This is a genomic window from Hymenobacter polaris, assembly GCF_012927305.1.
GTDB lineage: Bacteria > Bacteroidota > Bacteroidia > Cytophagales > Hymenobacteraceae > Hymenobacter > Hymenobacter polaris.
Genome location: NZ_JABBGH010000003.1, coordinates 168,850 through 182,607, shown reverse-complemented (window position 1 = coordinate 182,607; position 13,758 = coordinate 168,850). Strand labels below are relative to the sequence as shown.

Here is a 13,758-nt window from a genome sequence, read left to right as displayed (position 1 = left end):
CACATAATGCCTTTCCTCCGCCCTCTTTTGCGCAGCTACAGCATGCTGTTCTTCAGCCAGCACCTAGGGCTGGCGGGGCTGCTGCTGCTGGCCACGTTTGCCCAACCCTGGGCGGGCGCGGCGGGGCTAGGCGCGGCGGCGCTGGCGGTGGCCGGGGCGCGGCTAGGCGGCTTTCGGCGCGACTGGACTGACCTGGGCGCCTATAGCTTCAACAGCCTGCTGGTGGGGCTGGCCCTGCCGTTGTACTTCGCGCCGGGCTGGGCGCTGGTGGGGCTGGTGGGCCTAGGCGCCGGGCTAGCGCTGCTGCTGAGCGTGGCGCTGGGCGGCTGGCTAGCCGGGCGCGGACTGCCGTTCTTGTCGCTGCCGTTTGTGCTCACTATATGGCTATTGCTGCTGGGCAGCCACCGCCTGCCGCAGCTGCTGCCGGCCGAGGCCAGCGGTGCCTACTGGCTCAACCAGGCCTACGCCCTAGGGGGTCCGCCGCTGGCCAACGCCGCCCGCTGGGTAACCGAAGCCGACTGGCCCGCCCTGCCCGCTGCCTACCTGCGGGCCCTGGCCGCCGTGCTGCTGCAAGACTCGCCCTGGGCAGGGCTGCTGGTGGCGGCGGGCCTGCTCTGGCACTCGCGCATCACCTTCATATTGAGCCTAATAGCCTTTTTAGGCACCTGGGGCCTAGGCGCCCTCACCGGCGGGGCCACCGATACCTACGACCTGGGGGCCAACTACGTGATGGGGGCCGTGGCGGTGGGCGCGGTATTCGCGGTGCCCTCGGCCGGCAGCTACGCGCTGGCGCTGGCCAGCCTGCCCCTCACGGCGGTAGTGCTGGCGGCGGCCGATGCGCTATTGGGCGCAGGTGGCACCAGCGGCGGCGCTGGGCTGCCCGCGCTCAGCCTGCCCTACTGCGGCACGGCGCTGCTGCTACTCTACGTACTGCTGCTGCGCGAGCGGCCGGGCCAATGGCTGGTGCTCACGCCGGTGCAGCGCTACTCGCCCGAGGCCAACTACTACGCCCAGCTAGCCGCCCCCGGCCAACGCCCGCCCCTGGCCGACTACCTGCCCCTAGGCCTGCCCTTCTTGGGCGAGTGGCGCTGCACCCAGGGCTACGCCGATGGCGGCCCCACCCACCAGGGCCCCTGGGGCCAGGCGCTCGATTTTGTGGTGGCCGATGCCGAGGGGCGCACCTACCAGGGCAACGGCCTGCGCCTGAGCGACTACTACTGCTTCGACAAGCCCGTGCTGGCGCCCGCCGACGGCGTGGTAGAAGCCGTGGTGCAGCACCTGCCCGACAACGCCGTGGGCGAGGTAGACACCCGCCACAACTGGGGCAATACCGTGGTGCTGCGCCACCGGCCGGGGCTGTACTCGCAGCTTTCGCACCTGCGGGCGCACTCGGTGCGGGTGCAGCCGGGCCAGGCGGTGCGCCGGGGCCAGGTGCTGGCCGCCTGCGGCAGCTCGGGCCGCTCGCCCGAGCCGCACCTGCACTTCCAGCTGCAGACCGCGCCCGCCGTGGGCTCGCCCACGCTGCCCTACCCGTTCGAGGCCTACTTGGCGCAAGCTGCCCCAGCAAGCGCGCCACCACTACAGCCAAAGCCAGTTGTAGCAGCTACCCAGGTTGAAGCAGCCCCGGCTGCCGCCCCCGGTGAGCTTACGCTGCTCGGGAGGCCGAAGGATGCGGAGCCGCTGGGCTGGCTAGCTGCGGGGCCCGGCCGGCCCTGGCGTGGTGCTGCCCGGCCTGAGGTAGCCGGGGCGGCTAGTCGAAGCCCCGCAGTGACGGCGCTGCCTTCGGAGCTGGAGCCGGCCCTAGGGGGGGTGGCCGCCCACCAAGCCAATGCTACCAATGCTGCCCCGGTGGCACTGGCCGCGCCCGCTACGCCGGCCGGCGCGGCTATGGCTTTTGCCCTAGAAACCTACACTGTGCCGCGCGCCGGCCAGCAGGTGCAACCAGTGCGGGTGCTGCCGGGACTGGCGCGGGCGCTGCGCCTGCCGCCCGGCACCCGGCTGGCCGTGCAACTAGCGGAGAACCCTGCCGCGCCGCTGGTGTGGGAGGTGCTTACCGATGCCTACAACCAGCGCTACCTGCACTGCGCGGCCAGCGGGGCGGTCGCTTATTTTGAGTTGGAGGAGGCCTTGCTGCGCTTCACGGCCTACTACGGCCCGCGCCGCGGCTGGCTGCGCGAGCTGTACCTGGCCGCCTACCAGGTGCCGCTGTGCTACCTGCCCGCGCCCCGCCCCGTGGCCCTGCCGCTGCCTTTATTGCGCCTGCCGGGCCTAGGGTGGCTGCAAGACGTGGCCGCGCCGTTTGGGCAGTTCGTGCGGCCGGTGTTCAGCCTGCAGTGGCCGGGCCCCGACCCCGGCCCGGCCGCCCGGCAGCTCACGCTGCGCAGCGAGGTGCGCCTGCGCTACTTCGGCCGCGAGCGGCGGCTGCAAGCCGCCGAGCTAACCGTAGCCGATGGTGCGCTGGCTACCCTCACCGTGCACCGGGCCGGCCAGCCGCCCCTACGCCTGGCTTTTAGCGAAGTTTCCGCATGAGCCCGGCTACGCGAATACTGCGCTCGCTGCGGCTGACCATCGGGGCGGCGCTGCTGCTGCTGGGGCAGCCCGCCGGCGCGCAGCAGCTGCTTGACTTTCACTATACTGACAGCTTAACCCAGACCTTGCTTGAGCAGCGGCGCTACCGGGCCCTCGACTCGGTGGGCCGGGCGGCGCGGGCGCTGGGCGCCGGCTACCCGGCCCTCAGCCGCCGCCTGGGCGCGGGGGCCCTGGCGGCCGGGCGGCCCGCCGCCGCCCTAGGCTACTACGGCGCCGCCCAGGCCGCCAATCCCCTCGACCCAGCCGCCCGCGCCGGGCTGGCGCTCGCCTACCAGGCCCTCAACCAGCCGGGGCCCGCCGCCCTGCTGGCCCGGCCCCTACCCGATTCGCTGCGCCGGGCGCTGGGGCTGCCGGGGCCGGGGGCCGTCACCAGCGTCGAGGCCGAAGCCAGCGTGCTGCTTACCACCGAGCAGCGGCGGGGAGCAGCCAGCTTCGGGCGCCTGGGGGTGGGCAGCCGCCTAGGGGGGCGCTGGGCCCTGGGCCAGGAGGTGAGCTACTACCGCCAGGCCATCGAGCTGCCGCCCCGCTTAAATTTTCCGGGCGAGGGGCCGAACCACGTGAGCCGCCAGTGGCAGTACCACGCGCTGCTGACCGGGCAGCTAGCCCCCCGCTGGCAAGTGAAGGGCGGCTACGATTTTATTACCTACGACTTGGGCCACAACCACTTGGGCTACCTGGCCCTGGCCTACGCCCGGCCTTACTTCGTGGTGCAGGCGGGCGCCTACGCGGGCACGCTGGCTGACAGCGCCCGCCTGCAAACCGACCTGCGCCTGACCGTTTACCCGCTGGGCAGCCTGCGCCTGTACGCTTTTGGGCGGGGCAGCGTGGTGGCCTCGGGCGGGCGCGCCTACCCCAACGGACTGCTGGGGCTGGGCGGGCAGCTGCGTCCGCGCCTGTGGGCCGAGGCCTGGGCGAGCGGCGGCCAGGTACCGGTGCTGGCCGAGCTGGATGGCACCTACGTGTATAACCTACTCGACCCGCTGCGCCGCCGCGCCGCCGCCAGCCTGCTTATCTTGGCTTCGCGCCAGCTGGTGCTGCGCCTCACCTACGGCGTCGAGCAGCGGCGCCTCGCGCTCACTGATAGCGACTACTCGCTGCATTCTCTCACCGCTAGCCTCGCCTGGACTTGGTAAAGCCCGTGCCCGTCCGCCTGCTTCTCGTAGTTGCCGCCGCGCTGGCGCTGTTGCCGGCCCGGCTGCGCGCCCAGGATGTGAGCGCCTTGTCCGACGCCTTCCGGAGCAGCTACGCGGCCGAGGCCAAGGCCGACTACCCCGAGGCCATTGCCGCCCTGCGCGCCAGCTACGCCAACCTCTACGAGCAAAACCTGCGCCTGGGCTGGCTATATTTTTTGGCTAAAAACTACACGCAGTCCGTGGCTTACTACCAAAAAGCCGCCGACCAGCACCCCTATGCCATCGAGCCCAAGTTTGGCTTGATAAAGCCGCTCAACGCGCTGGGCCAGGTAGAGCGGATGCTGGGCCTCTACGGGGCCATTTTGCAGGTAGACCCCCAAAACACCCAGGCTAATTACTGGACGGGCGTTATTTACCTCAACCGCAAGCAATTAAATCAAGCCGCCAAGTATTTCGAGCGGGTGCTCAACCTGTACCCCTTCGACTACGACACCAACCTGTCGCTGGCCTTTACCTACCTCGGCCTAGGTAGGAAAAGCGAGGCCCGCGCCCTCTACAACAAGGTGCTGCTTATTCGGCCCGGCGACGCGAATGCCCAGGCCGGCCTGAAGAAGCTGTGAGGGCCTAGGGGCCCCTGAGGATTTTCAGGCGAAAAACTCGATGGACAGCTGGTATGCCCACACCACGCCCTCGTTGGCCTTCACCGCCCCGATGATGGGGAACGCTATCGACCGCCCTCCCAGGATGCCAAGCAGCGAAAAACCGATGAGCACGAACACCAGCAGCCCGCTCACTATTCCGTGAATCAGGGCGCTAATCAACTAGTTGGCCACCACTTTGCCGTGGACGTCGAGGCTGGGCAGCTTGTTTTTCTTGACCTGCCACGGCACCAGGGGCACCACAAAGCCCGCCTAGGCCACAACGCCCCGACACAGCTGTAGCAGCAGAGCAGCTAAAAGTGCTTTCTCATTCGCTAAACCGTTTTTGCGGGCGTAGCAACGCGGAAAAGCGCTAGTGTAGGCCTAAGGAACTATCAAGAAATACGGATGATAAATCCGTATTTATCCCTATTTATTACGTATAACTATCTCTAGCTATCACTACGTATAGCTGGCTATCGCTACCCATTATTAATTACGTAGCACTGATTACCCAGCAGTTGCGCACTGCTGCTTTACCTGAACGTTGGCTCCTCACCCCGGCCATTTTTGTTGGTGCTGGTAGCCTTTGGGTAGCCGTAGCTGGCAAGGCAGGGTGAGGCCTTTATCGGCTTGCCCTATGACTCTTCTGGAAGACTTGCCGCATTTTACTCTCTGGCACGAGGCTTCAAATTCCTGCTTATACGCTACCTGGCGGGGCCGGCATGAGGCGCCACTGACGCGCATGCAATACAGCTTGATTAACTGGCACTTGCAAGCCACTAGCAGCCATAAGCTGCTTAACGACAGCTTGCTCGATGAGGATGGCTGGCAAGAGGCCGCCGACTGGCTGGCCGACGAGTGCTTCACCCACTTAGCCGACGCTGGCTTGCAGGTGGTAGCGTGGGTGATGCCCCGGCATCCCGTCGCCTTTTACGATACGAGCCGGGTGCTGGCCAGCCTGACGCAGCTGCGGGTAGATACGTTTGGCGACGCGCAAGCGGCCTACGACTGGCTGCACAACCAGTCCACGCTGGCCCAGCGCCTGTCGGCGGCCGGGCTGCCCCCACTCCTTACCGTGGCCACCTTTCTAGCCTTGCCGCCAGCCGAGCAACTACACCTTATCGAGCAGCAAGGCCACCCGCAAATGCCGCGCTGGGAAGCAGACTACTACGTGCAGCCTTACCGCCTGCCAGCCAATGTGCTCGTCGAGCTGCGGTACCATGTGCATTCCGGCCAGCTGTACCAGCTACGCGCCTGCTTGCTCAGCGCCAACCAGTAAGCTGCCAGTAGCGCCATCACCAGGCGGGTTTCAGTAAGCCACGCTGCTATTGGCTTGCAGGAAAAGAAAAAGGCCATGTAAACACTTGATTTACATGGCCTTTTTACTTGAGTAGCGGGGACTGGACTCGAACCAGTGACCTTTGGGTTATGAGCCCAACGAGCTACCAACTGCTCCACCCCGCATTGTTTGGGAGTGCAAAGGTAGTATATTTCACTGATTGCGCAAACCAGAAAGCAAAATAATTACTGTTTGCCTGATAATACATTGGTTTTCAGCTTAATTTTTTTTAACTGCTAAGCGCGGTCGCTAGTGGTTTTAACTAGGTTGATACCGGCAAAGAAGAAAATAAGGCCGACGATAAAGGGCACGACCGAGTTTATTTTGCTTAGGTGCAGGCCACCGATGCCCAGGAAGCCTAGGGCACCCATAATAATACCGATAATGCCCAGCAGCGTGAGAATGGTACCAAAAGTCCGTTTCTGATTCATGTGAAAGAAGGGTAGAAAAAGGTGAGTGGAAAGGGGCGGCGGGCCCCGGCTTGGCTAGCTTGGCCTTGATACGCTAAACGCAGCTAAAAGTGACTGACCGGCTGAAAATCTACTGCCTAGCCAAGCTGGCTGCCGGGCTAAGCGGGAGGAGGTAGGCCCTAGGCCCAGCGGCAGCAGACGTGGCCGCTGCCTGGCTAGCTGGAAAATAAACCTGTTAGCTTTGCCGGGCTGCCCCACCGCAAAAGCTATTTTTTTTAGCAATATTTGCTAAGTAGTTACTATTTCCCGCTTATGTCGCCCAAGCGCCCGGCCGCCCTGGCTTTCATCTTCATCACCATTCTCATCGATGTGATTGGGCTGGGCGTCATTATTCCGGTGCTGCCCACGCTCATCGAGCAGCTTACGGGCGAGGGCGTGAGCCGGGCCTCGCAGTACGCGGGGTGGCTGTCGTTTGCCTACGCGGGGGCGCAGTTTTTCTTCGCGCCGGTTATCGGGGGGCTGTCCGACCGCTTTGGGCGGCGGCCGGTGCTGCTAGCATCGCTGCTGGGCCTAGGGGTCGACTACGTGTTTCTGGCCCTGGCGCCCACCATTGCCTGGCTGTTTGTGGGGCGCGTGCTGGCTGGCATCACGGGCGCGAGCTTCACCACGGCCACGGCCTACATTGCCGACGTGAGCCCGCCCGAGAAGCGCGCCCAGAACTTCGGGCTGGTGGGCGCGGCCTTCGGGCTGGGCTTCATTGTGGGGCCGGTGCTGGGGGGGCTGGTGGCGCACTGGGGCCCTAGGGTGCCTTTCGTGGTGGCGGCGTCCCTGAGCTTGCTCAACTTCACCTACGGCCTGCTGGTGGTGCCCGAGTCGCTGCCGGTGGCGCAGCGCCGCCCCTTCGAGTGGAGGCGGGCCAACGCGGTGGCCTCGCTGGCGCGGCTGCGCCAATACCCGCAAATAGTTGGGCTGGTAGTGGCGCTGGTGCTGCTGTTTCTGGCCGGCTCGGCCACGCAGTCGGTCTGGACGTTTTACACCATCTACAAGTTTAACTGGGGCGAGCAGCTGATTGGCTACTCGCTGGGCGCAGTGGGCGTGGGGGCGCTGGTGGTGCAGGGCGGGCTGGTGCGCGTGGCCCTGCCGCGCCTGGGCGCGGCGCGCGCCATTATACTTGGTATAATTTGCTACCTGGTGGGGCACCTGCTGTTTGCCCTGGCCACGCAGGGCTGGATGATGTTTGCCATCACGGCGGTGTACGCGCTGGGCGGCCTAGCGGGACCGGCCATGCAGGGCGCCATTTCGGGACAGGTGCCGCCAACCGAGCAGGGCGAGCTGCAGGGCACGCTTACCTCGCTCATCAGCGCTACCGGCGTGGTGGGGCCCCTGCTCATGACCAGCCTGTTTGCTTATTTCACGGGCAAAAATGCGCCGGTGCAACTGCCGGGCGCGCCGTTTTTGCTGGGGGCGCTGCTGTCGCTGCTAGCGCTCTTTATTGCCCTAGGGCCCCTGCGCCGCCTGCCCGCCCCCGAGGTAGCGGCCGCGCCCGTAGTCCCCGCCGGTCATTAACTTGTCGGCTGCTGGCGCGCCGCCTGCCTTGCCCTTCGTTTATGTCCGACCAGCCCACCTTCCTTGCCCTGCAAGAGCTTACGTTTCGGCCCGATTTGGATGTGCTGCTAGGCCGCTGGCGCTACCAGCCCGCGCTGCCGGCCGAGCTGCGCGCCAGCTACCAGCAGCTGGCCGACCTGGCCCTGACCCACCGCTGCCGCTTCTGGCTGCAAGACCTGCGCCGCCGCCTTTCGCCCGATGAGGAAACCAAGCGCTGGCTGCTGCAAGAGTACTACCCCAGCGTGGCGCGCCGCTTCGGCCAGCGGCTGTTCGTGGCCTACCTGTTCAGCCCCGACATGCACCGCCAGATTGTGGAGGCCCCCGACTATGCCCCGCCCGAGGCCTACCAGGACAAAACGTACGCGCTAAATTTTTTTGGCAACGAGGGCGAGGCGGTGCAGTGGCTGCAGGCGCACCAGCCCACGCCGCCCCCCAAGGCCTAGGGCCGCGCGCTGCCCCTAGGGTGGGGCCGCTAGCCAGAAGAGTTAAAGCAAGCGCCGCGTCTGCTTGCGCCTAACTCATTTTTATTTTATTGTTTTACAGAGTTTTATAATGAAATAAATGCTTTTTAGCGCGAGGCAGTGGCTGGTTATTACGATAAATTCGTAGTATTACGAAAAATTCGTATTAGCCACATGGAACGACTTACGCAACCCGAAGAAGAGGCCTTGCGCGCCCTTTGGCACACGGGACCGGCTTTTGTGAAAGACGTGCTGGAGCAGCTGCCCGCCCCGCGCCCGCCCTACACCACCCTGGCCAGCACCCTACGCAACCTCGAGCGCAAGCAGTACGTGCAGGCCGAGAAGCTGGGCAACTCCTACCGCTTTGCCGCCCTAGTGAGCGCCGCCGACTACCAGCGCCGCTCGCTGGGGGCCCTGGTGCGCGAGCACTTCCGCGACTCGTACAAGGAGCTGGTTTCTTTCTTCGCCAAGGAGGAGAAAGTGAGTGCCGCCGACTTGCAGGACATCATCGAGCTGCTTGAAAACCAGCCGCCTAAGTCCTAATGGAAGCGCTGCTTCTCTACTCGCTCAAGGCCAACGTCGTGCTGGCCTTGTTTGCGGCGGCATACTACGCGCTGCTGCGGCACCTCACGTTTTTTAAGCTCAACCGGGCTTACCTGCTCTTTGCCGTGGCTTTCGCGGCAGTGTACCCGCTGCTGCCCATGCCGGCGCTGCTGCCCGCCGGGGCGGCCGCGCTGCCGCTGGCCGCCAGCCGCGGGGCCGCGGCGGGGCCGGCCGGACCAGCGGCCGCCCCCGCCCTGGGCGGCTGGCAGGTAGCGGGCGCGGTGTATCTGGCGGGCGCGGCGGGGCTGCTGCTGCGCCTGCTGGGGCAGCTGCTGAGCCTGGCCTGGGTGCGGCGGCGGGCCCACCCCGCCACGGTGCTGGGGCAGGCGGTGCGGGTGGTGCCGGGCACGGGCGGGCCGTTTTCGTTCGGCCGCACCATCTTCCTCACCAGCAGCGCCCTGGCCGACGCGGCCAGCCTACCCGCCGCCCTGCGCCACGAGCAAGCCCACGTGCGCCAGGGCCACACCCTGGACGTGCTGCTGCTGCAGCTGGCCACCGCCCTGGCCTGGCCCAACCCCGCCGCCTGGCTGCTGCGCCGCGCCGCCCTCGACAACCTCGAGTACCTGGCCGACCAGGCCGCGCTGCAAGCCGGCACCCTGCCCCGGCGCGACTACCAGTACCTGCTGCTGCGCCAGCAGGCGGGCGGCGTGCCGGCCCCGGCCCTGGCCTTTCAGTTTTCTTTTTCCACGCTCAAAAACCGCATTCTCATGCTCAACCAACCGCACTCGTCGGCGCGCCAGCTGGGGCGCTACTTGCTGGCCGCGCCGTTGGTGGTGCTGCTGGCCCTAGGCTACACCGGGGCGCGGGCCCAAACCGCCGCGGTGGCCGCTGCCGCCAGCGCCTGGCCGGCCAATGCCCTGTATTATCTGGATGGCGTTCCTAGCGACCAGACCGCCGTGCGGGAGCTGAAGCCGGCCGCCATCGGCAGCGTGGACGTGATAAAAGACGCGGCGGCGGTGCGGCGGATTTTTGGCAGCGACACCGCCCCCGGAGTCGTGCTAGTGACTACCAAGGCCAATGCCCAGGCGCCGGCCGTGCTGGCGCTCACTAAGCGGCTGAATGCCAGCTATCCTACCTTGGGTATCACCAAGGCAATGGCAACGATTCCAGACTACACCTACGCGCCCACCCACGTGTACGTGCTGGTGCCCAAGGCCCTGGCCTACATCACCAGCCACTACCCCGACGCGCGCCTGAGCGGCACGGTAACGGAGCTTAAGCACAAAACCACCGGCGAGGTAAAGTACCAGGTGCAGCTTATCAAGGGTAAACGGCCGTTCGACGTGTTCTTTTCGCCGCAGGGAGATTTCCTGGGCGAGTAAAGGCTTGTTGGTTAGCCCTTTCCATTTCTCCACTTTTCACCCAGCCCCATGAATACGGCGCTGCTGAGCTGGCCCCGGCCGGCGGCTTTGCTCGGGCTATTGACCCTAGGGGGTATCCTGGCCGCCTACGCCCAAACCACCCCGGCCCCCAACCACTGGAGCGTGAAGCCTGGCGAGCTGGTTTACCTCGACGGCCAGCCCAGTACTCAGGCGGCCATCAACCAGGTGCCGGACGCCGCCGTAGCCTGCGCGGAGGGCCTCATGGGGCCGCCGGGCGTACTGCGGGCTTTTGGCGATACGCTGGCTACGCAAGTGCTGGTAATCACCACCAAGGCCCACGAATACGCGCCCACTACCCTGGCCCTGGCCGACCGCACCAACCTACCCTCAGCCTACGTGCAGGAGCCGGCTAGCGTGCGCGACATCGCCCCTAGGGCCCTGGCCTACATCACGGCGCACTACCCCAAGTACTGGCTCGACGGCACAGTGAAGAAGCTGACCCGCAAGTCGAGCGGCGCGGTGAAGTACGAGGTATGGCTGGCTGGCAACTGGGGCTGGCGCTACGTGAGTTTCACGGCCGATGGCGAGTTCGTAGACGATAAACCATTTTACCAATAACCTTTTCACGCATGGCTTCTTTTCCCGCCTTCGCCCCGCGCCTGCTCACCCGCAGCGCCTTTACTGCCCTGCTGGTCCTAGGCTACGCCGCCGCCCACGCCCAAATAATGCCCCAGCCCGCGCCGCCCATGGGGCCCGCGCCAACCAACGTCAGCTACTACGTGGATGGCAAGAAAATAAGCCCATTGGAAATGGCGGCCATTAAGAGCGATGACATTCTGTCGATGGACGTTATCAAAGACAAGGCGGAGCAACGGTCGCTGGGCGAAGCCCAGGCCGAGGGCGTCGTGCTGATAACCACCAAAGCCCACGCCAGCTTGCCCGCCGTGCAGGCCTTTAACAAGCGCTTTCCCGTGCAGCCAGGCATCCCGGCCCAAAACGAAGCGGCGGCGGCCGCGCAGGCCTATCTGAAGCAGCATTACCCAGCGGCCAAGCTGGAATCAATACTATCGGTCAAGGGCAAAACCGACCGCTACAACGCCACCTTCACCAACGAGGGTCAGCGCCTGCAGTTGCTCTTCGACGGCAAGGGCAACCCGGTGGAGCAGTAAGAACCTAGGTCCAGCAGGCTAGCAGCAGAAGGCTGTCGTTGCGTTCACTACCACCTTTACCTGCCTTCGCATGCTTGGGCGCCTGCACTGCTTTCTTTTCCTACTGGCCCTAGGGCTGCTGCCCACTACCGCATGGGGCCAAGCCCACCTCAACCTAGCCCTAGAGCCGGCGACCAACCAGCACCGCCCGCTGCTGCTGTGGGGTAGCTACCTGCCCCCCGGCGGGCGCTACAGCCTCGATAGCACCGTGGCGCACCAGGGCCGGGGCAGCCTGCACCTGCACCTGCCGCCGGCCCAAGGCGCCGCTGCGCGCTACACCACCGTGGGCACCGGGCTGCTCCCCCTCGACTCGGTGCGCGGGCAGCTGGTGACGGTGAGCGCCTGGGTGCGCACCCGCAACTGGCGGGGCCGGGCGGGGCTCACGGCTTCGGCCACCAGCCTCACCCGCGCCGGGCTCAGTCCCGAGTCGGTGAGTGCACTCGACTCGCTGCCCGCCAACCAGGACTGGCGCCGCCTGGAGCTGCGCTTCCCGGTGAAGGCCACCGCATTTAGCTGCTACCTAGGGCTGCAAACCCAGGGCAGCGGCGACATCTGGCTGGCTGACGTAGCGCTGAGCGTGCGGGGCCGGCGCCTGCCCGAGTGGCCCGTACCCGCCACTGAGGCCCTGCTGCTGCCGCCCGCCCAGGTGCTGGCCCTGAACTGGGACTTTGAGCAGCCGCTGCCCGCCCTGGCGCGCCCCGACCCGGCAGCCGCCACGGCCGCGCTCGACAGCGCCAGCCCCCAACACGGCCGCCGCTACCTGCGCGCCCAGCGCCGCCGCGGGTTTGCGGAACCGGCCAGCGCCTACCTGGGCTCGGTGCAGGTGAGCCCGCGCGAGGGCGGCAAAACCCTGCGCGTAGCCGGCTACTGGCGCTGGACGGGCGGCACTGGCACCGGCGGGCCGGCCTTTGCGGCGCGCCTGCTGCGCAGCCGCTTGCGCCCCAGCCTGCGCTGGCGGCCCGACACCCTGGCGCGGCGCACCCCGCCGCCGCCCGGCCCGGCCTGGACGCGCTTTGCCTTCGAGCTGCCCATTCAGCTTACCCTGCCGGGCACCGATGCCGAAGCCGATACGGCTAGCCTAGGGGCGTTTTCGCTGAGCGTGCTGCTGCCCGCCGCCGGCGCGGTAGACGTGGACAACCTAACCTTCGCCATTGATGGCAAGCCCTACCTGCCCACCGGCCCGCCGGTGCCACCGCTCCCCACCGCGGCCGAAATAGCCTGGCTGCGCGCCGCCGCCAAGCCCCTCAAACTCAACGCTCCCGCCGCCGACTACCAGGACCTGGCGGCGCTGGCCACCCTGGTGGGGCCGGCGCGGGTGGTGGGGCTGGGCGAAGTCACCCACGGCTCGCACGAGAGCTTCGGGCTGACGGCGCGCCTGGCCCGCTACCTACTGACGCAGAAGAACTTCGACTGCCTGGCCCTGGAAGCCAGTCCCGCCGCCTGCGCCGCCCTCAATGGCTACCTGCGCGGCCAGCCGGGCAGCCCCGCCCCGCTGCTGGCCGCCCTGGGCGAGGGCTGGGCCACGGCCGAAGTGCTGGCCCTGCTGCGCGAGCTGCGCGCCCACAACCAGGCCCACCCCACGGCCCCGGTGCAGCTGGCCGGCGTGGAAGTGCGCCAGCCCGCCCAGGCGCTGACCTACCTGAGCGAGCAGCTGCTGGACGCCGACGATGACTTTGCCCAGAGCCGGCTGCGGCAGCTGCGCACCCTGCTGGCCACCTACCCCCACCCTGCCCCCGACGACCCCGACCTGCGCCGCCAGCCCGACCAGCCCCGGGACTCGCTGCTGGGCCCGGTGCACCGCCTGCTGGCCGAGCTGCGCGCCGGCCTGGCCACCCGCGCCGCCCTAGGGCAGCCCCGTGGCTTGCAGCAGCTCGAAATCCTGGACCACTACCTGCGCCTCGTGGAGCAGGGCGCCACCTGGCAGCGGCTTTCGTTTGGGGCGGCCTTCAACTACCGCCAGGCGTGCCTGGCCGAAAACGTGCGCTACCTCGGCCAAACGGGCAGCGCCGATGGCGGGCCGGCGCGGGTGCTGGTGTGGGCCAGCAACGGCGCCGTGGCCAAGGTGCTCTCGCAGGAAGAGCGGCCAATGGGGCAGTGGCTGGCGGCTACCCTAGGGGCGGGCTACGTGGCCCTGGGAACGGCGCTGGGGCAGGGCCGCTTCCTGGCGGGTGGGGCGGGCCCACCTACCCCGGCCCCGCTAGAAACCGCCCCGCCCGGCGCCTACGAAGCCTGGCTGCGCACCGGCCCGGCCGCCTACTGGCTACCCCTAGGGCACCTGGCACTCACCGAGGCCAGCGCCTGGCTGACGCAGGCCCAGCTGCTGCGCGACATCGGCTACGCCGCCACCCGCAACCAGTTTATGCTGCACAGCCTGCACCGCGAGTTCGACGCCGTGCTCTTTCTCAAGGATTCTTCGCCCACCCAGGCACTTCCCTAACCCCTTATTT

Annotated in this window: 13 protein-coding genes and 1 tRNA gene; 11 read left to right on the top strand and 3 right to left on the bottom strand. The window is 67.0% G+C overall.

Annotated elements, in window-relative coordinates:
- Positions 1-6 precede the first annotated feature (6 nt).
- Genes HHL22_RS17140 through HHL22_RS17130 form a run of 3 tightly spaced genes read left to right on the top strand, consistent with a single transcriptional unit; the run spans position 7 to position 4,342 of the window.
- Complete coding sequence (locus HHL22_RS17140) at positions 7-2,529, top strand: urea transporter (RefSeq protein ID WP_169532635.1); 2,523 nt, start codon at positions 7-9, stop codon at positions 2,527-2,529.
- A complete protein-coding gene (locus tag HHL22_RS17135; protein WP_169532634.1) occupies positions 2,526-3,722 on the top strand; it encodes a hypothetical protein in 1,197 nt (398 codons plus the stop codon). Before HHL22_RS17140 ends, HHL22_RS17135 begins: the two co-directional genes overlap by 4 nt.
- Before the next feature lie 5 nt (positions 3,723-3,727).
- Positions 3,728-4,342 carry a tetratricopeptide repeat protein gene (locus tag HHL22_RS17130; protein WP_169532633.1) on the top strand — a complete coding sequence of 205 codons (615 nt, stop codon included), beginning with the start codon at positions 3,728-3,730 and terminating at the stop codon, positions 4,340-4,342.
- Between the two features lie 24 nt (positions 4,343-4,366).
- Here HHL22_RS17130 and HHL22_RS17125 read toward each other — a convergent pair whose 3' ends face one another.
- The gene (locus tag HHL22_RS17125; protein WP_169532632.1) at positions 4,367-4,543 is read right to left on the bottom strand and encodes a DUF4870 domain-containing protein; all 177 of its coding nucleotides are present in this window, start codon (positions 4,541-4,543) and stop codon (positions 4,367-4,369) included.
- 562 nt (positions 4,544-5,105) lie between these two features.
- Here HHL22_RS17125 and HHL22_RS17120 point away from each other — a divergent pair.
- Positions 5,106-5,642: a hypothetical protein gene (locus HHL22_RS17120; RefSeq protein WP_169532631.1), complete on the top strand. Its 537-nt coding sequence runs from the start codon at positions 5,106-5,108 to the stop codon at positions 5,640-5,642.
- 112 nt (positions 5,643-5,754) lie between these two features.
- Here the strand turns inward: HHL22_RS17120 and HHL22_RS17115 are convergent.
- Both HHL22_RS17115 and HHL22_RS17110 read right to left on the bottom strand, forming a co-directional pair.
- Positions 5,755-5,827, bottom strand: a tRNA-Met gene (locus HHL22_RS17115).
- A 111-nt stretch (positions 5,828-5,938) separates the two neighbouring features.
- The gene (locus HHL22_RS17110; RefSeq protein WP_169532630.1) at positions 5,939-6,133 is read right to left on the bottom strand and encodes a hypothetical protein; all 195 of its coding nucleotides are present in this window, start codon (positions 6,131-6,133) and stop codon (positions 5,939-5,941) included.
- A gap of 291 nt (positions 6,134-6,424) precedes the next feature.
- Here HHL22_RS17110 and HHL22_RS17105 point away from each other — a divergent pair, with 291 nt between their 5' ends.
- From HHL22_RS17105 to HHL22_RS17075, 7 genes are all read left to right on the top strand, one after another.
- The gene (locus tag HHL22_RS17105; RefSeq protein WP_169532629.1) at positions 6,425-7,678 is read left to right on the top strand and encodes a TCR/Tet family MFS transporter; all 1,254 of its coding nucleotides are present in this window, start codon (positions 6,425-6,427) and stop codon (positions 7,676-7,678) included.
- A gap of 41 nt (positions 7,679-7,719) precedes the next feature.
- Complete coding sequence (locus HHL22_RS17100; protein WP_169532628.1) at positions 7,720-8,160, top strand: hypothetical protein; 441 nt, start codon at positions 7,720-7,722, stop codon at positions 8,158-8,160.
- Between the two features lie 192 nt (positions 8,161-8,352).
- Positions 8,353-8,721, top strand: a complete 369-nt coding sequence (locus HHL22_RS17095; RefSeq protein WP_169532627.1) for a BlaI/MecI/CopY family transcriptional regulator — start codon at positions 8,353-8,355, stop codon at positions 8,719-8,721.
- A complete protein-coding gene (locus HHL22_RS17090) occupies positions 8,721-10,103 on the top strand; it encodes a M56 family metallopeptidase (RefSeq protein ID WP_169532626.1) in 1,383 nt (460 codons plus the stop codon). Before HHL22_RS17095 ends, HHL22_RS17090 begins: the two co-directional genes overlap by 1 nt.
- A 48-nt stretch (positions 10,104-10,151) precedes the next feature.
- Positions 10,152-10,721: a hypothetical protein gene (locus tag HHL22_RS17085; protein ID WP_169532625.1), complete on the top strand. Its 570-nt coding sequence runs from the start codon at positions 10,152-10,154 to the stop codon at positions 10,719-10,721.
- Positions 10,722-10,732: 11 nt separating this feature from the next.
- Complete coding sequence (locus HHL22_RS17080; protein WP_169532624.1) at positions 10,733-11,272, top strand: hypothetical protein; 540 nt, start codon at positions 10,733-10,735, stop codon at positions 11,270-11,272.
- 70 nt (positions 11,273-11,342) lie between these two features.
- Complete coding sequence (locus HHL22_RS17075) at positions 11,343-13,748, top strand: erythromycin esterase family protein (RefSeq protein ID WP_169532623.1); 2,406 nt, start codon at positions 11,343-11,345, stop codon at positions 13,746-13,748.
- The last annotated feature ends 10 nt before the right edge of the window (positions 13,749-13,758 follow it).